Origin of the sequence: Actinophytocola sp. (assembly GCF_009379765.1) — a bacterium.
GTDB lineage: Bacteria > Actinomycetota > Actinomycetes > Mycobacteriales > Pseudonocardiaceae > Actinophytocola.
The window spans coordinates 1-21166 of record NZ_WHTD01000078.1 but is presented as its reverse complement, the minus strand read 5'-3'; the positions used below and the strand labels follow the sequence as shown (position 1 = coordinate 21166).

General features: G+C 70.3%; 23 protein-coding genes and 1 pseudogene. 13 read left to right on the top strand and 11 right to left on the bottom strand.

Translation table 11 applies throughout. The features are described 5' to 3' along the window. Positions 1-13: 13 nt before the first annotated feature. A complete protein-coding gene (locus GEV28_RS23070) occupies positions 14-1978 on the top strand; it encodes a glycosyltransferase (RefSeq protein ID WP_291414204.1) in 1965 nt (654 codons plus the stop codon). A 43-nt stretch (positions 1979-2021) separates the two neighbouring features. Next, positions 2022-2648, top strand: coding sequence for a flavin reductase family protein (locus tag GEV28_RS23065; RefSeq protein ID WP_291414203.1), 627 nt, complete (start codon positions 2022-2024; stop codon positions 2646-2648). A 5-nt stretch (positions 2649-2653) separates the two neighbouring features. Here GEV28_RS23065 and GEV28_RS23060 read toward each other — a convergent pair whose 3' ends face one another. After that, on the bottom strand, positions 2654-3280 hold the full coding sequence (locus GEV28_RS23060; protein ID WP_291414202.1) for a hypothetical protein: 627 nt from the start codon (positions 3278-3280) through the stop codon (positions 2654-2656). 289 nt (positions 3281-3569) lie between these two features. Between GEV28_RS23060 and GEV28_RS23055 the strand changes: the two genes are divergently transcribed. The 4 genes and pseudogenes from GEV28_RS23055 to GEV28_RS42485 all read left to right on the top strand — a co-directional run bounded on the left by GEV28_RS23055 (position 3570) and on the right by GEV28_RS42485 (position 7496). Next, the gene (locus GEV28_RS23055; RefSeq protein WP_291414201.1) at positions 3570-4421 is read left to right on the top strand and encodes a Scr1 family TA system antitoxin-like transcriptional regulator; all 852 of its coding nucleotides are present in this window, start codon (positions 3570-3572) and stop codon (positions 4419-4421) included. Then, positions 4418-4636, top strand: coding sequence for a DUF397 domain-containing protein (locus tag GEV28_RS23050; RefSeq protein WP_291414200.1), 219 nt, complete (start codon positions 4418-4420; stop codon positions 4634-4636). The genes GEV28_RS23055 and GEV28_RS23050 overlap by 4 nt, the downstream gene beginning before the upstream one ends. A gap of 350 nt (positions 4637-4986) precedes the next feature. Continuing rightward, positions 4987-5592, top strand: coding sequence for a methyltransferase domain-containing protein (locus tag GEV28_RS23045; protein ID WP_291414199.1), 606 nt, complete (start codon positions 4987-4989; stop codon positions 5590-5592). 21 nt (positions 5593-5613) lie between these two features. After that, positions 5614-7496, top strand: a pseudogene (locus tag GEV28_RS42485) (glycosyltransferase). Positions 7497-7565: 69 nt separating this feature from the next. Here GEV28_RS42485 and GEV28_RS23030 read toward each other — a convergent pair. Then, a complete protein-coding gene (locus GEV28_RS23030; protein WP_075126052.1) occupies positions 7566-7769 on the bottom strand; it encodes a cold-shock protein in 204 nt (67 codons plus the stop codon). A 225-nt stretch (positions 7770-7994) separates the two neighbouring features. On the opposite strand from GEV28_RS23030, the gene GEV28_RS23025 reads away from it, so the two are divergent. Next, positions 7995-8342, top strand: a complete 348-nt coding sequence (locus GEV28_RS23025; RefSeq protein WP_291414197.1) for a hypothetical protein — start codon at positions 7995-7997, stop codon at positions 8340-8342. 9 nt (positions 8343-8351) lie between these two features. Here GEV28_RS23025 and GEV28_RS23020 read toward each other — a convergent pair whose 3' ends face one another. Both GEV28_RS23020 and GEV28_RS23015 read right to left on the bottom strand, forming a co-directional pair. Beyond that, positions 8352-8837 carry a histidine phosphatase family protein gene (locus GEV28_RS23020; RefSeq protein WP_291414196.1) on the bottom strand — a complete coding sequence of 162 codons (486 nt, stop codon included), beginning with the start codon at positions 8835-8837 and terminating at the stop codon, positions 8352-8354. A 36-nt stretch (positions 8838-8873) separates the two neighbouring features. Further along, complete coding sequence (locus tag GEV28_RS23015; RefSeq protein ID WP_291414195.1) at positions 8874-9698, bottom strand: HAD family hydrolase; 825 nt, start codon at positions 9696-9698, stop codon at positions 8874-8876. Between the two features lie 50 nt (positions 9699-9748). On the opposite strand from GEV28_RS23015, the gene GEV28_RS23010 reads away from it, so the two are divergent. The 6 genes from GEV28_RS23010 to GEV28_RS22985 all read left to right on the top strand — a co-directional run bounded on the left by GEV28_RS23010 (position 9749) and on the right by GEV28_RS22985 (position 15456). After that, positions 9749-10423 carry a hypothetical protein gene (locus GEV28_RS23010; protein ID WP_291414194.1) on the top strand — a complete coding sequence of 225 codons (675 nt, stop codon included), beginning with the start codon at positions 9749-9751 and terminating at the stop codon, positions 10421-10423. 19 nt (positions 10424-10442) lie between these two features. Continuing rightward, entirely contained in the window at positions 10443-11330 is an 888-nt protein-coding gene (locus GEV28_RS23005; protein ID WP_291414193.1) for an LLM class flavin-dependent oxidoreductase, read from the top strand. Between the two features lie 15 nt (positions 11331-11345). Beyond that, positions 11346-12515, top strand: coding sequence for a PQQ-binding-like beta-propeller repeat protein (locus GEV28_RS23000; protein WP_291414192.1), 1170 nt, complete (start codon positions 11346-11348; stop codon positions 12513-12515). A 174-nt stretch (positions 12516-12689) separates the two neighbouring features. Then, entirely contained in the window at positions 12690-13904 is a 1215-nt protein-coding gene (gene glf, locus GEV28_RS22995) for a UDP-galactopyranose mutase (protein WP_291414191.1), read from the top strand. Further along, complete coding sequence (locus tag GEV28_RS22990) at positions 13904-14506, top strand: phosphatase PAP2 family protein (RefSeq protein ID WP_291414190.1); 603 nt, start codon at positions 13904-13906, stop codon at positions 14504-14506. The genes glf and GEV28_RS22990 overlap by 1 nt, the downstream gene beginning before the upstream one ends. 35 nt (positions 14507-14541) lie before the next feature. After that, positions 14542-15456, top strand: coding sequence for a decaprenyl-phosphate phosphoribosyltransferase (locus GEV28_RS22985; protein ID WP_291414221.1), 915 nt, complete (start codon positions 14542-14544; stop codon positions 15454-15456). A gap of 129 nt (positions 15457-15585) precedes the next feature. On the opposite strand, the gene GEV28_RS22980 is transcribed toward GEV28_RS22985, so the two are convergent. Genes GEV28_RS22980 through GEV28_RS22950 form a run of 7 tightly spaced genes read right to left on the bottom strand, consistent with a single transcriptional unit; the run spans position 15586 to position 20748 of the window. Beyond that, positions 15586-15777 (bottom strand): hypothetical protein, encoded by a 192-nt coding sequence (locus GEV28_RS22980; protein WP_291414189.1) that lies wholly within the window; start codon positions 15775-15777, stop codon positions 15586-15588. A gap of 11 nt (positions 15778-15788) precedes the next feature. After that, entirely contained in the window at positions 15789-16073 is a 285-nt protein-coding gene (locus GEV28_RS22975; protein ID WP_291414188.1) for a hypothetical protein, read from the bottom strand. Continuing rightward, the gene (locus tag GEV28_RS22970) at positions 16066-17364 is read right to left on the bottom strand and encodes a WXG100 family type VII secretion target (RefSeq protein ID WP_291414187.1); all 1299 of its coding nucleotides are present in this window, start codon (positions 17362-17364) and stop codon (positions 16066-16068) included. Before GEV28_RS22970 ends, GEV28_RS22975 begins: the two co-directional genes overlap by 8 nt. 28 nt (positions 17365-17392) lie before the next feature. Then, the gene (locus GEV28_RS22965) at positions 17393-18208 is read right to left on the bottom strand and encodes a WXG100 family type VII secretion target (protein WP_291414186.1); all 816 of its coding nucleotides are present in this window, start codon (positions 18206-18208) and stop codon (positions 17393-17395) included. A 47-nt stretch (positions 18209-18255) separates the two neighbouring features. Next, positions 18256-18828: a YbaB/EbfC family nucleoid-associated protein gene (locus tag GEV28_RS22960; protein ID WP_291414185.1), complete on the bottom strand. Its 573-nt coding sequence runs from the start codon at positions 18826-18828 to the stop codon at positions 18256-18258. Positions 18829-18877: 49 nt separating this feature from the next. Next, positions 18878-19633 carry a decaprenylphospho-beta-D-erythro-pentofuranosid-2-ulose 2-reductase gene (locus tag GEV28_RS22955; protein ID WP_291414184.1) on the bottom strand — a complete coding sequence of 252 codons (756 nt, stop codon included), beginning with the start codon at positions 19631-19633 and terminating at the stop codon, positions 18878-18880. Then, positions 19630-20748 carry a D-arabinono-1,4-lactone oxidase gene (locus GEV28_RS22950; RefSeq protein ID WP_291414183.1) on the bottom strand — a complete coding sequence of 373 codons (1119 nt, stop codon included), beginning with the start codon at positions 20746-20748 and terminating at the stop codon, positions 19630-19632. The genes GEV28_RS22955 and GEV28_RS22950 overlap by 4 nt, the downstream gene beginning before the upstream one ends. Positions 20749-21166: the final 418 nt, after the last annotated feature.

Here is a 21166-nt window from a genome sequence, read left to right as displayed (position 1 = left end):
GGACTGAGTTCGAATGCCCGCTAGCAGCCCGATCACCAGCGACGCAGCGCCCGCGCAGCCGGCAGCCGAGGGCGACGCCCGACTCGTCGAGCACGAGCCGAGCGGCCGGTTGGTGGCCCAGCGCGGCCTGTTCCGTGGGCCGGACCCGGTCTGTCCGGACGACCTGTACGCGCAGGTGGTGTTCGGCAACGCGGTCCGCGAGCGACAGCGGCTGGTCGTGCACGCCGGCTCCGAGGTCACCACGGACACCTACTTCGGGCGCTTCCCGGCCAGCTACTGGCAGCGCTGGACCGTGGTCGACGTGGTCGACATCGAGGTCACCGCCACCGGGTCGGGCCGCATCTCGCTGGTGGCGTCCGACATCGACGGCGAGACCCGCACGGTCGCCGCCCGCGACGTGGCCGACCTGCGCGGCGACCGGATCACGCTCACCGCGGAGCTGGACAAGTTCGTCGACGGCGGCTTCCTGTGGGTCCAGTTCGCCACCGGCGACGACGACCTCGTCATCGAGCGGCTGCGCTGGACCGTGGCCCCGCCGCACCGGCTGCGCCCCACCGCGGTGGTCATCTGCACGTTCAACCGCGCCGACGACTGCACCAAGACGTTGCAGTCGCTGGCCGGCGACGCCGAGACGCTCGACCTGCTCGACGCCATCTACGTGGTCGACCAGGGCACCGACACGGTCGCGTCGCGGCCGGCGTTCCCGGACATCGAGAAGGCGCTCGACGGGCGGCTGCGGTACCTGCGCCAGCCCAACCTCGGCGGCGCGGGCGGGTTCGGCCGCGGCATGTACGAGGTCACCGAGGCCGGCCGGGTCAACAAGCAGGCCGAGCACGCCAACCTCCTGTTCATGGACGACGACGTGCTGTGCGAGCCGGAGATCGCGGTCCGGCTGACCGCGTTCGCCAACCGCACCCCCGAGCCGACCATCGTGGGCGGCCAGATGCTGCGGCTGCTGCATCCGACCCGCCTGCTGGCCGGCGCCGAGTACGCCGACTTCGCCCAGCTGGTGCCGGGAAAGGTGGTCAAGAACGCGCTCGACGACGTCGACCTGCTCGCCGAGGAGCTCGACAAGGACGGCGTGCCGACCGGCAAGCCCAACCGCGGCGACCGGCGGGTGGACGCGGACTACAACGCCTGGTGGTCCTGCCTGATCCCGGCCGAGGTGGTCGCGAAGATCGGGCTGCCGCTGCCGCTGTTCTTCCAGTGGGACGACGTCGAGTACGGCTACCGGGCGCGGGGCAACGGCTTCGCCACGGTGACCCTGCCCGGCGCCGGCCTGTGGCACGCGGACTTCGACTGGAAGGACGCGGACAAGTGGAACGAGTACTTCGCGGTCCGCAACTCCATGATCGTCAGCGCGCTGCACGCGGAGATCGACCCCAAGCAGATCGCCAGGGTGGTGACGTCGCGGATCTCCCGGTACCTGCTGACCATGCAGTACGGGCTCGCCGCCACGATCCTCAAGGCGGTCGAGGACTTCCTGCGCGGGCCGGGGTTCCTGCACGACGGCGGTGCGAGCGCGGCCAAGGAGATCTTCGCGCTGCGGGCCGGCTACCCGGACACGATCATGCATCCCGCCTCGGACGTCCCCGGCATCAAGTCGGGCTCGATCCCGCTGGTGCAGGCCGGCCCGAAGCCGAGCCGCAACCGGCTGGTCATGGTCAAGCGCCTGGCATACCTGGTGATGGGCCGCACGGCGCATCGCGTGGGTGCGGTGACGCACAAGGACGCCACGTGGTGGCACGTGTCGCAGTTCGACAAGGTCGTGGTCACCGATGGCTCGCAGGGTGGGGTGCGGCTGCGGCGCCGCGATCGCGAGGTCACCGTCAAGCTTGCCAAGCAGACCGCGCGGGCCGTCCGTCAGCTGATCTCGGAGATGCCGGGTCTGCGTGAGGAGTACCGGGCCGCGGTGCCCCAGCTGACGAGTCGCGAGAACTGGCGCCGACTGTACAACTTGGACGAACGCCGCGGCTGATTCCCGCCAGCCCGGCCGGCTCCTCTTGGGCATCGTGGGACTCATGCACCGCGTAACCCCGTTGAAGGTCCTGTACTTCGGCACCCCGGTCGTGCTGATCAGCTCCCGCAACGAGGACGGCTCCGCCAACCTCGCGCCGATGTCGTCGGCGTGGTGGCTGGGGCAGTCCTGCATGCTCGGCCTGGGCGACGCGTCGCAGACATCGGCGAACCTGCGCCGTGCGCGGGAGTGCGTGCTGAACCTGGCGCCGTCGACGCTCGTCGACGCGGTCGACCGGTTGGCGCTGCTGACGGCCCGCCCGGACGTGCCGGCGTACAAGGTGGCGAAGGGCTACACGTACTCCCGCACCAAGTTCGCGGCGGCCGGCCTGACCGAGCAGCCGTCCGACCTGGTGTCGCCGCCGCGGGCCGCGGAATGCCCGATCCAGCTGGAATGCGTGCTGGACGCGGCCCACCCGATGGGATCCGGGACGACCGCGTTCCAGGTCTCCGTCGTCCGCGCCCACGTGGCAGTCGAGCTGCTGATCCCGGAGAAGAACCACGTGGACCCGCTCGCGTGGGACCCCCTGATCATGAAGTTCTGCGAGTTCTTCGGCGGCGGCGAGAACATCCACCCGTCCCAGCTGGCGACCGGCTGGCAGATGCCCCACGCCCTACCCCAACCCGCTTGACCAGCTCAGTCGCGACCCCACGCCGCCTGTGGGGCGTCGGGTCCGGGCGCCGCGACCGCACTGCGCTCGGCCGTGCCGACGCCGTCCGGCGGGCCGGGCCCGAGCAGCCGGATCCACGCCCGCGCGGTGGTCTCCTTGTGCGTGACGACGGCCGGTCGGTAGGAGGCGGCCCCGCTCAGCTCGCTGTGTCGGATGACCTCGTCGAAGAACCAGGCCGAGCCGACGACGGCGAGGACTCCGGACGACAGCGCGAGCGCGTTCTTCAGGACCGGCGCGTCGAGGAGCCGATAGGTGAGGATGATCGAGGACGCGGTCACGCCGTGGTCGTCGTAGGTGATCTCGCCCGCGTGCAGCGCGAGCCGCAAGCGGATCTGCTCCTCGGTGGGGTGGGTTCGGTTGTGCCGGACCAACGCGTCGAGCAGCGTGCCCGGCAGCCGGTCGGCGAACAGTGTCTTCGGCACGCTCGCGGGCGCGAGGATGAGAACGCCGTCGCCCCGGTCCTCTCGGCGGCAGGAAGTCCAGGGGATGCACGCGGCATCGAATGCGTTCTGCATCGCCCCGTAGAGCCCGTGCCGAGTCCGGGCCTGGTTGGTGTTGTTCCGGCGAAGGTCCCCGAATCCTTCGATGTCCACCGCGACGATCGTGCAGTGCGCGGTGGTGAGTGGGGCAGCGGCAGCTCTCGGGGCCGGGAGCAGCCCGATTCGAGGAGTTCGCTCGCCGGGGCGGGACAGTCGTAGTGGGGGATGGGATCCTCGCCAGCCCGATGTCGGGTCCATCGTTCCTCCCCAGTGGCCGTTTTCCCGACAGTAATTCGGTTACGGTAACCAGTCAACTATCTTGATGCTGTCGCGGTGAGATGTATAGGATGCTGTAACCTACGATCTTCGTCGGACGTTCTGGAGAGGAGGAGCTGTGCCACCCATGTCGCCCGTCGTCGCGGGCTGGGAGCTTGCCCTCCGGCTGCGCGAACGCCGCGTCGAGGCGGGCATCAACGTCCGGACCATCACCGAGGAGCTGGGCTTCTCGCGAAACTACTGGTCCGCCGTCGAGAACGAACGCAAGGTCCTTTCCGAGGAGAGTCTGACGAAACTCCTCGACCTTCTCGACATCGACCAGGACGAGCGGCGCGAGCTGCTCGCCCTTCGAACGGCGGCGAAGGAACGCGGCTGGTGGTCGCGCTACTCGGCGCTGTTCGACGGGGAGCTCCAGCGTCTGTTCGGTCTCGAGTTCGGTGCGTCTCGAGTTCGGTGCTACGAGAGCGGCATCATTCCCGGCCTGCTGCAGACCGGCGACTATGCCCGAGCGATCATGGCACCATCCGTCACCGTCCGCTCAGTCGAGGTCGACCAACGCGTCGAGCTGCGCCTGCGCCGGCAGGAACGGCTCGACGGTGACCACCCGCTGCCCCTGACGGCCGTCATCGGTGAGGCGACCCTTCGGCAACAGATCGGCGGGCCGGCGGTGCTTCGTCGCCAGCTCGAGCATCTCGCCGATGTGATCGAGGAACATCCGGAAACCGTTGAGGTACGGGTGATCCCGTTCACGGCCACCGCATCTGTCCTATTCGGAGCCTCCACCATGTGTTTGATCGACTTCGAACGTCCTAGACTGCCCACAGTGGTCTGGCAGGAGACGGTCACGACCTGGGGTCTCATCGACGATCCCGACCAGGTACGAGACATCGCCAAGAGTTACGACGACGCACTCCAACGCACGTTGAGCGGCCGGGACTCACTAGGAACGATCCATCGATGCATCAAGGAGACGGTTTGATCAAGGAACATGTCACGGTGCCGGGACACGACCGGGACGGATGGTTCGTCAGTAGCTACTCCGGCGCCTCCGGAGGAGCCTGCGTCGAGGTCAAGTTCGCCGTCGATACCACCTTGGTACGCGACAGCAAGGACGTTCGCGCCGACCGACCGGTCATCGGGCTGTCCTCGACAGGGTGGAACTCATTCCTGAACACCGTCACCGGGTCCTGGTGACTGTGACGAAAGGCCCGCCACGTCCGGATCGGACACGGCGGGCCTTTCGGGATGAGTTATCGCCCAGAAGAGCGCCGGGATGAACCCGGCGACGGCGAGCGCGCCCGCGGCGATGACGGGGCAGCAGATGGTCTCGACACGCGGCCGACGGCCCACGAGCGGGAGGCGGCCGGCCACACGCACCTCCACCCGCAGCGGCCCGCTTCCGGGGCGCGTGCCGGGGTGGCCTCCGGCCCCCGGTGTCGATTCTACGGAGGACCACCGACGGTTCTCGGGGCGAAGCCGGGGTTGTCCACAGCCGGCCCCCGGGCGGCCGAGGCTGCCCGACGTGGATGGATACCATGCCCAGCATGGCTTCCCTTGATTCGACCGGTGGAGAGGAGTACACCGAGCGGCTCAAGCGCCTCGAGCAGCCGCTGTGGAAGCGGGTCCTCGACGTGCAAGCGCCGTACCGGTGGAACCTGCGCCGCCTCTTCGGCGACCGCGAGGTGCTGGAGGTCGGCTGCGGCATCGGCCGCTGCCTGGCGCACCTCGCGCCGCACGGGGTCGGGGTCGACCACAACGAGCACTCCATCGCGGAATGCCGCCGGCGCGGGCTCACCGCGTTCACCGTGGACGAGTTCGCCGAGAGCGGGTACGCCGAGCCCGGCCGGTTCACCGGCATGCTGGCCGCGCACCTCGTGGAGCACATGCCGCGGGCCGAGGCGGTCGAGATCCTCTCCGGCTACCTGGACCACCTCGCGCCCGACGCGCGTCTCGTGCTGATCTGCCCGCAGGAGCTCGGCTACCGCAGCGACAGCACGCACGTCGAGTTCACCGACTTCGACGCGCTCACCGACGTGGCCCGCCGGCTCGGCTTCACGAAGATCGAGCCGCTGTCGTTCCCCTTCCCGCGGTTCGCCGGCAAGTTCTTCAAGTACAACGAGTTCGTGCTGGTCGCAGACCGGCAGCCGTAGGCCCATCCCAGAGGAGCTGAAGTGTCCGAGCCAGATGCGAACCGCGTGCTGCAGCGGGTCATCCTGCCCAGGGACACCGACCCGCTGGACGTCCGCCCGCTCTACCTGGACGAGCCGGACGGCGCGCACAGCCAGGTCGCCTCGCGGCGTGACGTGGTGGTGCCGGCGTCCGCACGGGTGTCGTTCGCGTCGTACTTCAACGCGTTCCCGGCGAGCTACTGGAAGCGCTGGACCCGCATCCAGCACGTCACCCTGCGGCTGAACGTCCGCGGCGCCGGCCGGGTCGAGGTGTACCGGTCCAAGCCCAACGGCGACATCGCGCACCACACCGGCGAGCTCGTGCACGCCGAGGAGGACTGGCGGACACTGGAGTTCCGGCTGGCCCTGGCCCCGTTCGAGGACGGCGGCTGGCTGTGGTTCGACGTGTTCACCGAGAACCACACGCTGGAGGTCAAGGAGGCGGCGTGGCTCGCCGACGAGCCGCTGCCGGTGCAGAAGGTCGCGGTCGGCATCACCACGTTCAACCGGCTCGACGACTGCGTGACGTCCCTCCTCGCGCTCGGTGCGGACCCCGCGGTCCTCGACGTCATCAGCAAGGTGTTCGTCGCCGACCAGGGCACCCGCAAGATCCGTGAGCACGAGCGGTTCGCCGAGGCGCGCGAGGTGCTCGGCGAGCGCCTCGAGGTCATCGAGCAGGGCAACCTCGGCGGTTCCGGTGGCTTCACCCGCGCGCTGTACGAGTCGGTCGACCACACCAAGCCCGGTTTCGTCGACCAGATCCTGCTGCTCGACGACGACATCGCGCTGGAGCCGGACTCGATCCTGCGGTCCAACGCGTTCGCCAGGGCCGCGAAGAAGCCCGTCATCGTGGGCAGCCAGATGCTGAACCTGCAGGCCAGGTCCCGGCTGCACACGATGGGCGAGATCGTCGACATGGCCTCGTTCGTGTGGACGCGGGCGCCGGGCGCGGTCACCGACCACGACTTCGGCCAGCATTCGCTGCGCGAGACCCGCGCGCTGCACCGGCGCATCGACTCCACCTACAACGGCTGGTGGATGTGCCTGTTCCCGCGCGAGGTGGTGGAGCGCAACGGCCTGCCGTTGCCGCTGTTCATCAAGTGCGACGACGCGGAGTACTCGCTGCGCGCCCTCGCCAAGGGCGTCCCGACCGTGACGCTGCCAGGTTCGGCGGTCTGGCACGAGCCGTGGACGGACAAGAGCGACACGAAGGACTGGACCGTCTACTTCCACCTGCGCAACCGGCTGATCATGGCCGCGCTGCACAGCCCGCACGACATGCGGAAGATGCTGCTCATGCAGGGCGCGCGGACGACCGCGCGGCGGCTGCTGTCGATGGAGTACTCGACGGTCGCGCTGGAGATGAAGGCGCTCGAGGACTTCATGGCCGGCCCGGACCGCTGTTCGACATGCTGGCCACCGGCCTGCCGGAGGTTCAGCGGATCCGCAGGCAGTACACCGACGCGCAGTTCGAGCCCTCGGCCGGGGACTACCCGCCGCCCACGTTCGACATGGCCAAGGCCGAGCAGATGCTGCGTCCGCCGGAGAGCACGGCCAAGATCGCGCTGCGGGCGGGCAAGGCCGTGATGCACAACCTGCGCGCGCCGGAGCAGTCGGCCGGCGAGCGGCCCCAGGTGAACGTTCCGGCGCACGGCGCACGCTGGTTCCTGCTCGGCAACCTCGACAGCGCGACCGTGTCCAACGCGGACGGCAGCGGGGTGGCGTTCCGCAGGCGGGACCCCAAGCTGTTCCGCGAGCTCGCCGTGCGGTCCGCGCAGAACTACAAGCGGCTCTCCGCGGAGTGGCCCAAGCTCGTCGAGCAGTACAAGGCCGCGCTGCCCGAGCTCACGTCGGTCGAGGCCTGGCGTAAGTACTTCGAGAGCTGATCCCCTTACAAGCGCCGAGGGCCACCAGGGTCGGCGACCCGGGTGGCCCTCAGTGTTGCGCTGGGAAGATCAGACCGCGCGGACGCCCGTGGCCTGCGGGCCCTTCTGGCCCTGACCGATTTCGAACTCCACCCGCTGGTTCTCGTCCAGGCTACGGAAGCCGTTGCCCTGAATCTCCGAGTAGTGGACGAAGACATCGGCGCTGCCGTCGTCCGGCGCGATGAAGCCGAAGCCCTTCTCGGAGTTGAACCACTTCACAGTTCCCTGTGCCACTACGTTCTCCAAAACAACTAATCACAAGCCGCCGCGGTTGCGACAACCCTGGTCGGTTCCAGACGGCGACTCAACCTGGAGCTAACCCGCGCGCCCGCAACGTGTCTTGCGAGCGTGTGTAACACGAACTCAAGAAATCACGACCAGGGCACAGTCAACCACATGGAGCACACTCGGCGCACTAGAAGGGTTGCGGCCGGTCACGTGCTGGGAGACGCTCGTAAGGTGAGCGAGCTCGCTAGTGAACAGCCCCGATCCATCGCACTCGACCTCGACGACGCCGGTGTATCAGTCGACCTGCCCAAGCCCCCCCACCAGGAGGACCAGGTCTACGGCGTCCCTTACCGCCCGGTCGAGTTCCGCGACGACGACCTCCCCACCGCCCTGGAACGCTCGGCAGCGTGGCTGCGCAGGACCCAGGAATGGCTGGGTGAGCCCGTCGATGTGATCGCCATCCACCTCGACTACGACGACAGTGAGGGCTCCCCGTACTACGACGTGAAGCTGCTCTGCAACGAGGAGGACCTGGCCGGAGCGCCCATCGCGCTGCGTTCGGTCAAGGAACCCGAGTAGTCCGGGTTCTTACCCCCTGGGCGTGGCGTGTGTGATCAGCACGGCACGCCGGGCCCACACGTCCGCCCAGGTCCCATCCCACCGCACCACCGCGATCGCCGATGTCTTCAGCTCCACCGCCCGACCAGTGAGCACGTCCACGAGCTCCGACAGGCCGGGGTTGTGACCGACGAGCGCCGCGGCGGCGATGTCGTCCGCCAGCTCGTCCAGTACGGACATGAGGTCCTGCGGACCGGCGGCGTAGACCCGCTCGTCGTGCCGCACCGCGGGCGCCGGCTCGAGCGCCGCCTCAGCCAGCCGCCAGGTCTGCCTCGCCCGAGCGGCGGTGGAGCACAGGACGAGATCGATCCCGGCAGTGTTGTCCACGAGCCACTTCCCGATGGCCGGCGCGTCCCGGCGGCCCCGCGGGTTGAGCGGCCGCTCGTCGTCGGGCAGGCCCTGGCCCCAGTCCGACTTGGCATGCCGAATGACGACGAGGGTCCGCTGGTCAGCCATGCCCCAGCATGGCACGCACGCGCGCAGAACCCGTGCTCAGAACCAGCGCTCGAGGACCTGCGCCACGCCGTCCTCGGAGTTGGGTGCGGTGACCTCGTCGGCCGCCGCCAGGACCTCGTCGTGCGCGTTGGCCATCGCGACCCCGTGGCCGGCCCAGCGCAGCATGTGCACGTCGTTGGGCATGTCCCCGAACGCCACCACCCGCGACGACGGCACGTCGAGCCGGTCGCACACCTCGGAGAGCCCGGTCGCCTTCGTGACCCCGGCCGCGGAGATCTCGATCAGACCGCGGTTGGTCGAGAACGTGATCTCGAGCCCCGCGCCGTCGAGCACCGAGGCCGCCGCCTCGGCCAGGTCCCGGCTCGTGAGCGCGGAATGCCTGATCAGCAGCTTCGTCGCGGTGTGGCCGAGCACCTCCGCGGTCGGCACCTCGGGGTTCTCGCCGTCCATCCCGTTCGGGTTGCCCCACGGGTTGCGGAAGCCCGGCTCGGTGGCGAACGGCGCCAGCTCGGACGGCCCCACCGAGGTCCGCTCCGTCGCCACCCGGATGTCCGGCAGCACCCCGCGCACGGCACGCGCCACGTCGTTGAGGACCACCGGCGCCAGCCCGTGCACCGAGAGGACCTCGCCCGACGCGATGTCGTAGACGGTGGCTCCGTTGGAGCACACCGCGTAGCCGGTGAGCCCGGCCGCCCGCGCGACCGGCGGGATCCACCGCGGCGGCCGCCCGCTCACGAGCACGAACGGCACGCCCGCCGCGACCACCCGGCTGATCACCCCCGCGGTCCGCGACGTCACCCGCTCCAGCGGGTCCAGCAGCGTCCCGTCCACGTCTGAGGCAACCAGCTTCGGTCTGTCCACGGCCCCATCTTCCCTGCTGACGATCGCGCACTTCGACTACGGTTCAGTTCGTGAGTTACGGACCACAACCGGGCTACCCCAAGCCGTACGGACCGCAGCCGGGCGGTTACGGATACGGGCCACAGCGCTACGGGCCACCGAACAACGCGCTGGCCTACGTCTGCGCGGGCCTGTTCCTGGTCTGCGGCGTGCTCGCCCTGATCACCGCGATCATCGGCTGGGACGGCTCCGCGGACAACGTCGACATGCTGGTCGCGCTGGTCGGCGCGGCGTTCTCCGAGGACGTCACGGGCAACCTCGACTTCGCCATCTCGGTCACCATGTCGGTGGCCTGCACGACGCTCGTCTTCGCGCTGGTCCTGTTCAGCCGGCTCGACTTCGTGCGCTGGATCCTCGGCTTCGTCGGCGGCCTGGTCACCGTCTACTACCTCTACGCGATCATCAAGCTGCTGGCCGACGGCGGCGGTGAGCTCATCGCGATGGTCCTGGTGTCCTTCCTGCTGTGGGCCGCGGCGACCGTGCTCGTGCTGCTGCCGCACACGGGCCGCGCGATGCGTGGCTACCAGCGCAAGCTCGCCCAGGGCGGTTACCCGCAGCAGTACCCACAGCAGTACCCGGGCCAGTACCCACCGCAGCAGTACCCACCGCAGCAGTACCCACCGCAGCAGTACCCACCGCAGCAGTACCCGGGGCAGCAGCCGCCACAGGGCTACCAGCCGCACTGATCGGCTAGCGTTGGACAATGTGCGCGTCGGCATCGTGATCCTTCCCGAGTACCGCTGGCTGCTGGCCGAGCCCAAGTGGCGGGCGGCGGAGACCTACGGCTTCGACCACGCCTGGACCTACGACCACATCGGCTGGCGGTCGCTCGTCGACGGCCCGTGGTTCGACGCGGTGCCCACGCTGACCGCGGCGGCCATGGTCACCCGCCGGATCGGGCTCGGCACCCTGGTCGCCTCGCCGAACTTCCGGCACCCGGTCCCGTTCGCCCGCAGCCTGCTCACGCTCGACGACGTGTCCAGCGGCCGGGTGATCCTCGGCGTCGGCTCCGGTGGCATCGCCGGCTACGACAATGTGGTGCTCGGCGGCGAGGCGCTCGAGCCGAAGCCGCGGGTGGACCGGTTCGCCGAGTTCGTCGAGCAGCTCGACTCGCTGCTCACCAACGAGCGCACCACGATCAGCGGCGAGTACTACTCCTCGGTCGACGCCCGCTCCGCACCCGGTTGCCGCCAGCACCCGCGGCTGCCGTTCGTGATCGCCGCCAACGGCCCGCGCTCGATGGCCCTCGCCGTCCGGTTCGGCCAGGGCTGGGTCACCACCGGCCGGCGCCAGGACTCCCCCGACGGCACCGGCGACGCCTGGTGGCACGGTGTCGGTGAGCTCGCGAAGACGTTCGACGACAAGCTCGCCGCCGCCGGCCGCGACCGTGCCGAGGTGCGCCGCTACCTGTCCGTCGACTCCGGCCCGACGTTCTCGCTGTCCAGCGTGGCGTACTTCCGCGAGGCGCTCGGCCGCGCGCAGGAGCTCGGCTTCACCGACCTGGTCTGCCACTGGCCGCGGCCCGACGGCGTCTACGCCGGCCGGCTCAACGTCCTGGAGAAGGTCGCCGCCGAGGTCCTCCCGCATCGCTGATCGCCTGGGGGCGGGATGAACAGCACCATGGTCCGTGCGGTCGGCGCGCTCGTGTTGGTCGCCGCGGCGGCCGTGGTCGTGGTCGCCACCGGCGACCCGCCCGAGGACAAGCCCGAGCCACCACCGACCGTCCCACCTACCGCGATGGCCGCGCCCGCGCCACTGCTGGGGGACAGCTCCGACTGGAGCCGGTTGGGCGCACTGGCGGCCCCCGAGCGGCTCGCGGTACGGGACGGCGCGGTGCTGATGGTCCTGAACGGCGAGCTGACGCTCGTCGACATCGAGTCCGGCGACCCGCGCTGGACCGTGCGGACCGGAGCCGCGCTGCGCGGCGCCACGGAGACCTACGACGGCGCCGGCCTGCTCATCGGCGACGGCGTCCTCGTCACATACCGGACCGGTGGGCGGGCGGGAGTCGCGCGGCTGTCCACGGCCGACGGCGCGGTCCAGTGGCGGCGGGAGCTCGGTGCGCGGGTCGAGCTGGAGACCGCCGACGACCGGGTCGTGCTGGTCGTGGTCGACGCCGCGCGCGTGGTCGCCCTCGACGTCACCGCCGGGCGGCCGTACTGGGCGCGGACCGGGCTGTGGCCGCACGCGGTCGCCGGCGACGTCGTGGTCGGCGAGACCGTCCGGAACGAGCAGCGGACCGGGAGGCCGACCGAGGGCACGGTGGCCGCCTGGGACCTGGCCACCGGCGAGCCGAGGTGGACCCTGGCCGACCTCGACCCGGCCCGCGTCACGCTGACCGCGGGTGACGTGGTGCTCGTCGAGGGGTTCCCCGCGGCCGGCCCGAAGATCCCCACGACGTGGGTGGTGGACGCGGGCACGGGCCGGCGGCTGACCGCGCTCGGCACCGCGCCGCTCGAGGACAACTGCGCGACGGACGGCCGGACGCTGATCGCCTGCTCGGTGCTGGAGAGCTCGGGCTCCCTCGACATCGACGCGTTCTGGGTCGAGGACCGCGAGGTGGAGACGCTGAACGGCGACTTCACCTCGCACGCCGTCTACCTGGTCGGACCCAGCCTCATCGTCGCCGGCGACAGCAAGCACTACGTCGCCATCGACCGCGGCGGGCGGCTCATCGCCAGGAACCTGCCGTACCGGCCGGTCGCGATCACCGGCGAGTACCTCCTCACCAGCACGTCCCAGGCGCCGCTGCTCGAGGTGTTCCGGCTGCGGACGTGACCTACGGCACGGAACCGGCCCGGGGGCGTGGGCGTCTCTTCTTGCGAGGCGTCAAGCCGGAGGGATCAAGGGTATAGGGGAGCCGGAACCCCCGTGCTGGGTACAGCGCGGGGGTTCTAGCGTGTCCGGGCCGGGTAACCGACCGCCGGTGAGGCGCAGGTAACCTCGACGCCCGTGAGCGCTGCCGCAAATGAACCAGGCAATTTCTCCGGCTACGACCTCGTGATCGTCGGCTCCGGGTTCTTCGGGCTGACCATCGCCGAGCGGATCGCCACCCAGCTGGACAAGCGGGTGTTGGTGCTGGATCGCCGCCCGCACATCGGCGGCAACGCCTACTCCGAGCCCGAGCCGGAGACCGGCATCGAGGTGCACCGCTACGGCGCGCACCTGTTCCACACGTCGAACAAGCGGGTCTGGGACTACGTCAACCAGTTCACCGCGTTCACCGGCTACCAGCACCGGGTGTTCGGCAAGTACCAGGGCCAGGTCTACCCGTTGCCGATGAACCTGGCGCTGATCAACCAGTTCTTCGGCAGGTCGCACACGCCGGACGAGGCCCGCGCGCTGATCGCCGACCAGTCCGCCGAGATCGACACCAAGGACGCGCAGAACCTCGAGGAGAAGGCGATCTCGCTGATCGGCCGCCCGCTCTACGAGGCGTTCATCCGCGGGTACACCGCCAAGCAGTGGCAGACCGACCCGAAGGAGCTCGGCGCCGACATCATCACCCGGCTCCCGGTCCGCTACGACTTCACCAACAAGTGGTTCAACGACACCTATGAGGGCCTACCCGTCGACGGCTACACCGCGTGGCTGGAGAAGATGGCCGCGCACGAGAACATCGAGGTCCGCCTGGGTGTCGACTATTTCGACGTGCGGGACCGGATCCCGGCCGGCACGCCCACCGTCTACACCGGACCGCTCGACCGCTACTTCGACTACTCCGAGGGCCGGTTGTCCTGGCGGACCGTCGACTTCGAGCAGGAAGTGCTGCCGACCGGCGACTTCCAGGGCACCTCGGTCGTCAACTACAACGACGAGGAAGTGCCCTTCACCCGGATCCACGAGTTCCGGCACTTCCACCCGGAGCGCAAGCACTACCCGACCGACAAGACGGTCATCTTCCGCGAGTTCTCCCGCTTCGCCAAAGACGACGACGAGCCGTACTACCCGATCAACACGCCGGAGGACCGGGTCAAGCTGGAGCGCTACCGCGAGCTCGCCAAGGCCGAGGCCACGGAGTGCAACCTGATCTTCGGCGGCCGGCTGGGCACGTACAAGTACCTCGACATGCACATGGCGATCGGCTCCGCGCTGTCGGTGTTCGACAACAAGGTCGCCCCGCACCTGACCGACGGTGCGCCCCTCGACGGCTCGCTGGACGCCTGATGACGGCCACCGAGTCACCGGCCACCGAGTCGCCGGCGCGCCCGCGGGTGGTCGAGCGCGGCACACCGCCGCCCGAGCCGGAGCGCTCGGTAGAGGTCGCGGCCCTCGCGAGGGTGCAGCGCACGATCGGCAGGAAGCCGGTCGTGCGGGCGGCCCGGGGGCTGTCGCTGTTCGGTGAGCACTCCGCGGGCTGGTTCGCCCTCGGGCTCGTCGGCGCGGCGGTCGACCGCGGGCGCCGGCGCGACTGGCTCACCGGGGCCGCCGGGGTGGTCGCCGCGCACGCCGCGTCGATCGCGGTCAAGCGGGTCGTGCGCCGGCAGCGGCCGATCGACGAGTCGGTCGAGGTACTGGTCGGGACACCCAGCTCGCTGTCCTTCCCGTCCTCGCACGCGACCTCGACCACGGCCGCCGCGGTGATCTACTCCGGGCTCACCGGCCGCAACCTGGTGCCGGCGCTCGTGCCGCCGATGCTGGTGTCGCGCCTGGTCTTGGGCGTGCACTACCCGAGCGACGTCATCGCGGGCTCGGCGCTCGGTGCCGCCATCGGCGGGCTGGTCCGGCGCGGCCTGCGCAACCGGTCACGCCGGAGCCGAGCGCGGTGAGCAGCACGGCGGAGGGCGCCCCGGGGGAGGCCGCGGTGGACGCGACAGGCGACACCGGTCGCCCGCGGACCGGTGTCGTCGCGGGTGTCATCCGCACGGCCCGCCCGCGGCAGTGGGTCAAGAACGTCCTGGTGCTGGCGGCGCCGTTCGCGGCGTACGCGGCCGACCCGGTGTTCCGGACGGACGTCGTCGTCGACGCGGGCATCGCGTTCGCGGCGTTCTGCCTGGGCGCGTCCGCCGTCTACCTGATCAACGACGCCATCGACGTCGAGGCCGACCGGGCCCACCCCACCAAGCGCAACCGGCCGATCGCGGCCGGTGTGGTGCCGGTCCGGGCGGCCTACGCGATCTCGGCCGCACTGTTCCTGGCGTCGTTCGCGGTGTCGCTGGTGTCGTCGTGGCGGCTGCTCGTGGTCATCGGCGTCTACGCCGCCCTGCAGCTCGGGTACTGCCTGGGCCTCAAGCACCAGCCGGTGATCGACCTGTGCATCGTGGCGTCGGGCTTCCTGCTCCGCGCGATCGCCGGTGGCGCGGCGGCGGGGCTGCCGCTGTCCCAGTGGTTCCTGCTGGTCACGGCGTTCGGGTCGCTGTTCATGGTGGCCGGCAAGCGGTTCGCGGAGATCGTGCTCTACGAGCGGACCGGCGCGCAGATCCGCGCGTCGCTGTCCAAGTACTCGGCGAGCTACCTGCGCTTCGTGTGGGCCACCTCGGCCGCCATCATGATCATGGCCTACGCGTTGTGGGCGTTCGAGATCCGCCTGCGCACCGGCACCAACTCGGTGTGGGCGGTCATCTCGATCGTCCCGTTCGTGGTGGCCGTCCTGCGCTACGCGGTCGACGTCGACGGCGGCAACGCGGGCGAGCCCGAGGACATCGCCTTCCGCGACCGGGTCCTGCAGGTCCTGGGCGTGTCCTGGGTGGCCTGTGTCGCCCTGTCCGCGTTCCTCTGATCAGTCCTGGTCGCTCTCGTCCTCGAGGTGGTAGTAGGACATCCGGAACGGTTGCAGCAGCGCGTGCATGAAAACCGGCCCCTCGGCCGGCTTCGCCATCCGCTGCTCGTACACCTCGACCCCGCGCTCTCACGGAACGCGAACAGCCCGGGCACGTAAGGAAAGTCGCCCGTGCCGACAGACGCCGTCGACGTAGGTCGACAGAGACAGGAGGCGGCCGTCGGCGGTCGTCTCGACGCACTCACCGGTGAACGGCTCACCACAGTTGGACGGCAGGTTGTCGTCGTCCCAGTCGAGCTCGCCTTCCTCGACCCGCACCATGGACGGCGATGTCAGCGGTCCCGCCACTCGGGGTCGAGCGCGTCCTGCATCGGCCACTTGGCGCGCCACCGGTCGAGGATCGCGGTCGCCTCCTGCTCGCCGACCTCGACGTGGTCGGTGTCGGTGTGGCCGAGCCGGTAGCGCGCCAGGTACTCGGTGGGCTGCCAGGTCAGGTCGCGGGTGAACACCTCGTCGGTGGGCGGGGTGGTGTGCGTGCGCCGCACCATGCCCGACGGGTTGTCGGGGGTGCGGCCGCCGGCCAGCAGCGCGTAGTAGGTCACCGGTGTGTCAGTCACGTCGCGGCCCTCGGTTGTTCGGTGAGATGTTCTCCGCGCCCGGAGGTCTCGGCACGTTGTTGAACGTCTCGTCCTGCTGCCTGTTCAGCCGGTCCCGGTCCGCCGGGGAGGTGTCGGGCAGCCGTGCCTCCTCGTAGAGCTCGTGCGTGGTCATCTTGGCGTCGAAGCTGTCCTGGGTGTGGAACTGCACCTCGAACACCTGCCCGGTCTGCGGGTCGCGCCACATGCTGTTGATGCCCTGGTAGCCCTCACCGCCCCAGAAGTTCTTGAACTTCACCGGCTCGTAGCCCTGGTCCACCAGGGTGTCGACCGCGTGCTGCACGCCGCCGCTGTAGTCCTGGTCGACCTGCATGGTGTAGCGGACCGAGTCCTTCATGTCCGCGAGGTGCTCGGAGATCGACAGGTCCGGGTTCTCCCGGATCGCGGTCGCGAGCTTGCGCTTGAACGAGTCCTCGGTCTTCAACCGGTAGTCGAGGCCGACCATGTGGCTGCCCGGCACGTTGCTCGTGATGTCCTGCATCGAGCTCGTGATCCGCGGCTCCGCCTGCTGCGCCCGGCGCAGGAAGTCGTCCGCCGCGGCGTTCTGGGCCGGGGTGAGCTGCAGGCCGTTGTCGCCCCGCCAGCCGCCGTCGCTGCCGTCCGGGGAACGGGCCGGCCCCGGTGGCTCGCCGCCCCCGCCACCGCTCCCGCCGTCGCCGCCGGACGGGGGCGGGCCGTCGTTGCCGCCGCGCGCGGGTGGCGGGGTCGACGAGCCGCCCCCGCCGGTGTCGGTGGCGCTGCTCGGCGTGGTCGACTCGCCACCCCGCGGCGTCGGGGTGTTCCCGTCGGTGTCGATGTCGCCGAGGCTCTCGGCGTTGTTCGTGTCCGTGTCGCGGTAGGTCCGCGCCGTGGCGCTGGTGCCGTCCTGCGCCTGCTGGACGGCCTGCCGGGTCTTGGTGACGTGCTGGCGCGCGGTTTGCACGTGGCTCTGCGCGGCACCGGTGAACCCGGAGCCGACGAGGCCCATGCTCTGCGGTCCCACGTCGACGCCGTCGAGGGTGCTGCCCACCGCGTCGACCCGGCCGCCGGTGTTGCCGAGGCGCCCCGCCATGCCGTCGAGGCTGTCCGGGCTGATCTCGACGCCGGGGCCGCCGCCCGCCGGGCTCCGGGCTCCCGCGTCGGGGTCGCCGCTGCCCGGGGACCGGGCCGGGCCGGAGCCGCCGTTCGAGCCGTGGCGCGAGCCGGCGTCGGGGTCGGGGTCGCCGCCGTGGTGGGACGAGCCGCTGCTCGAATGCCTGCGTCGCGGGGTCATGACACCTCCTGGTCGACCGGTCGGGCCGTCATGCCTGAGCGGGCGGGGTGTCGTAGGGCTTGGCCGCTTGGTAGGCGCTGAACGCCAGGTCACCGGCGGTGGAGAAGCGGTCGAGGCCGTCGGCCAGGTTCTGCATCGCGCGGGCCAGGTCGCCGAGGCGGCCGGCCTGGCGGCCCAGGCCGCTCAGCAGTTTGGTGATCTTGCCGCTGATCCTGGTGGCGGTGGCCACCGCGCGGGCGCCGGCGACGCCGCAGAACGCCGCGATCGAGCCGCCGAAGGTGACCGCCGCGGAGGCCGCCGCGATCAGCGCGTACCGGATCAGCTCGGTGATCAGCGAGGCGATGATGTCGAAAACGATGCCGCGCAGCGTCGTGACCAGCATGCCGGAGATGCCGACGACGGCCGCGGTGCCGTCGAGGGTCATTCCCATCGAGTCGAGCTCCTCGGCGAGCTGGGTGAGGCTGCCGTGGTAGGCATCGGCCGCCTCACCGGTCCACTCGGCGATCGTGCCGAGGTCCTGGCGGTGCTCCTCGGCGATCGTGCGCATCTCGGCGGCCGCCGACTTCAGCGCGTCGACGTTGGCGTTGATCTCGTCGGGGTTGCCGAGCAGCGCGTCCAGCGGCTCGCGAAGGAACGACACGTGCTCGAGCAGCCAGCCGACGCCCGCGCTGACGATCGCGCCGAAGGGGTCGATGGCGGCGCCGATCGTGTCGATCACCACGCCGGTCGCGCTCAGCGCGACGTCGACGACCTTCTCACCCTCGGACGCGGAGTCGCTGGTGATCGAGTCGACGAGTCCCGCATAGCTGTCGACGATCCCCGCTCCGGATGTCGCCGTAGTCACGCCTGCTACCTCCTACGGCACGAGCCCCCCAGCGGGCGGCTCGTGCGCTACCGGTCGTCGCGGCCGAAGATCTGCTCGTCGCCGAAGTCGTCGTCCTCGGCGTGATCTTTCCTCCGAGGCGGACGGGCCGGCCGCGGTGGCGGTTCCATCCGCGGCGGCTCGATCCGCGGCGGCTCCGTTCGCGACCAGTCCGTCGCCGGGCGCGGCGGGGGCTGCTCCGCGGCCTCCGGCTCCTCGTTGAAGGCGTAGTCGGTCTCCTCCTCGGCGTCCGCTGCCTCCGGCTCCGGGATGTAGCCGGTGACCATGTGCATGGCCTCGGAGTCGACCCCGAGCGGGGCGAACGCCTCGGCGACGTTGACCGCGGCGGACCGCTGGGCCTTGCGCGCGAGCTGCATGATCTTGCCGGCGAGCTCGCCGCCGGAGCCGCGCCAGGCGGACTCCTCGATGCGCAGGTCGGTCAACGATCCGTTGGGTGCGACCGAGACGCTGACCGAGCCGTCGGGGGAGGTCTCGGTGACCCCCGACGCCTCGAGGTTCTCCTGGAACTCGGCGGTCTTCGCCTTGATGTCGTCGATCTTGGCGTTGAAGCTCGCCAGCCACTCCTCCGGGGTGACCGCCACCGGTACCTCCTCGAACTGCCCGTGGTTCGGGCTTGAGCCTGTTTTGGGGTCAGATCGGCAGGCGTCGGAAGATCGCCCGCGGGATGTGCCGGAGCACCGACATCAGCACCCGCAGCGGCGCCGGCGCCCACACCAGGTCCTTGCGTTTCGCCACGGCGTCGACGATCACCGCGGCGACCTCTTCCGGCTTGGCCGACAGGGGCGCGGGCTTCATGCCCTCGGTCATCTTCGTGTGCACGAAGCCCGGCCGCACGACGGTGACCGAGATGCCCTCGCCGCGCATCGCCTCGCCGAGGCCCAGGTAGAAGCCGTCCATGCCGGCCTTGGTCGAGCCGTAGACGAAGTTGGCCCTGCGCACCCGCTCGCCGGCCACCGAGGACAGCGCGACGATCCGGCCGTGGCCCTGCCGGCGCAGCCGCTCGGCCAGCGCGACCCCCACCGACACCGGCGCGGTGTAGTTCACCTGCGCGAGCTCGACCGCTCGTGCATGGTCCTGCCACGCCTGCTCCGCGTCACCCAGCAGCCCGAACGCGACCACCGTGACGTCGATGTCGCCGTCGGCGAACGCCTTGTCCAGCACGGCCGGGTGGCCCGCGGTGTCGAGCGCGTCGAACTCCACTGTGGACACCGTGGCGCCGGCGGCGCGCAGCCCCTCGACTGCGGCGTCGAGGCGGGGGGAGGGGCGGGCGGCGAGCACGACTCGCAGCGGCCGGCGGCGCGCGTAGGCCTCGGCGATGGCGAGGCCGATCTCCGATGTACCGCCGAGCAGCAGCAGCGACTGGGGATTTCCGACCGCGTCAATCATAGGAACAACCTTCTCGACATGTCCGATGCGAAAACACTGTGGGGGTCGACGGCGGCGCGGACCTTGCGCCACTCGTCGAGGCGCGGGTAGCCGCGCGCGATGACCTCGGGCGTGGCACGCGACTCCTTGGCGAGGTAGTGCCGGCCGCCCGCGTCGAGGACCAGCTCGTCGAGCTCCTCGCACAGCTCGTGCAGTCCCTTGCGGACCGGCAGGTCCACGCAGAGCGTCCAGCCAGGCATGGGGAACGAGAGCGGCGCGGGGTTGCCGTCGCCGAACCGCTTGAGCACGTTGAGCGCGGACACGTGGCCCGCCTCGGTCATCAGCTCGACGGTCCGGTGGATGACGTGCTCGGCGCCGAACGGCACGACGAACTGGTACTGCAGGAAGCCGTGCGGGCCGTAGCCGCGGTTCCACTCGCCGAACATGTCCAGCGGGTGCAGGAACTGGGTGATGTTCTGCACCACGCCGTGCCGGGTCGGCGACTTGCGGTACCAGAGCTCGCTGAAGATCTTGCCGGTGAAGCGGTTGAGCATGCCGGGCGGGAAGACGTCCGGCACCGTGAGCAGCTGCGGGGCGTCGAACTTGAGCGGTTGCTTGCGCAGTTTCTTCGGCAGGTCGCCGATCGTGGCGTGGTTGGCCCGGGTGAGGAGGCCGCGGCCGAGGTGGCGGCCGGTGGTCACCGCGTCGAACCAGGACACTGACTCCACATAGGACTCGTCGTCCGCGGTCTGCCTGGCCATCAGCTCGTCGAGGTCGCCGACCTGGTCGGTGTCGACGAGGAAGTACGCGGTCTCCACGTGATTGAGGTGCAACGTCGCGCGCAGCACGATCCCGGTGAGCCCCATGCCGCCGGTCGTCGCCCAGAACAGGTCCGCCTCGGGCCCGTCCGGGGTGAGCGTGCGGACCGTGCCGTCCGCGGTCAGCAGGTCCATCAGGAGCGTGGCGAAGCGCCGCTGGTTGAGGCTGGCCGCGACCATACCGTTGCGGGGGCTATGGCGGCCGCTGCCGCTGCCGTGAGCGAAGAGGACGATGCCGGACGCGCCGTCCGGCACGACGAGGTCGCCGTGCACCGCGCCGCCGGTCACAGCGATCCGGACTCCACGTTCTGCAGACATGCAGATTCCCTCGTCTCAGGAGTTTCGTGAGGGCCGTTGTACGACCGCCATAGCAGGCCGGCAAGACGGTGTACGGCGCCTGACCGCGACGAACCTCCCGAAGGTTTCCTCGGTGGGGTGGGGAAGGCCGAATCCATGACGTCCACCGCGAGCAACCGAGGGGGTGGAACCCGTGATCAGCAACCGCAGATTCCCGATGAACGCCAGGCAGCTGCGGCCGCGGGCGCAGTCGTCGAGTACTTCCTTGACCCTGTCAGCGGCCGAGGCCGCCGAGCCCGGACGAAGCGCAGTCGCTGGCGCGGCTGCGCCGACCCGCACGGAACGCGCAGGATCGGATGAGCAAGAACACCAAGCTGTTGCGGGACCGCGCCACTGGACTGGTCCACGAGACACGCAAGCGCACGCATGCCGACCTCCC

Excerpts from the sequence above, each read along its gene's own strand:
- GEV28_RS23070 (WP_291414204.1), top strand. The coding sequence starts at position 14 with ATGCCCGCTAGCAGCCCGATCACCAGCGACGCAGCGCCCGCGCAGCCG.
- GEV28_RS23065 (WP_291414203.1), top strand. The coding sequence starts at position 2,022 with ATGCACCGCGTAACCCCGTTGAAGGTCCTGTACTTCGGCACCCCGGTC.
- GEV28_RS23055 (WP_291414201.1), top strand. The coding sequence starts at position 3,570 with ATGTCGCCCGTCGTCGCGGGCTGGGAGCTTGCCCTCCGGCTGCGCGAA.
- GEV28_RS23045 (WP_291414199.1), top strand. The coding sequence starts at position 4,987 with ATGGCTTCCCTTGATTCGACCGGTGGAGAGGAGTACACCGAGCGGCTC.
- GEV28_RS23020 (WP_291414196.1), bottom strand. The coding sequence starts at position 8,837 with ATGGCTGACCAGCGGACCCTCGTCGTCATTCGGCATGCCAAGTCGGAC.
- GEV28_RS23000 (WP_291414192.1), top strand. The coding sequence starts at position 11,346 with ATGAACAGCACCATGGTCCGTGCGGTCGGCGCGCTCGTGTTGGTCGCC.
- GEV28_RS22990 (WP_291414190.1), top strand. The coding sequence starts at position 13,904 with ATGACGGCCACCGAGTCACCGGCCACCGAGTCGCCGGCGCGCCCGCGG.
- GEV28_RS22980 (WP_291414189.1), bottom strand. The coding sequence starts at position 15,777 with ATGGTGCGGGTCGAGGAAGGCGAGCTCGACTGGGACGACGACAACCTG.
- GEV28_RS22970 (WP_291414187.1), bottom strand. The coding sequence starts at position 17,364 with ATGACCCCGCGACGCAGGCATTCGAGCAGCGGCTCGTCCCACCACGGC.
- GEV28_RS22955 (WP_291414184.1), bottom strand. The coding sequence starts at position 19,633 with ATGATTGACGCGGTCGGAAATCCCCAGTCGCTGCTGCTGCTCGGCGGT.
- GEV28_RS22950 (WP_291414183.1), bottom strand. The coding sequence starts at position 20,748 with ATGTCTGCAGAACGTGGAGTCCGGATCGCTGTGACCGGCGGCGCGGTG.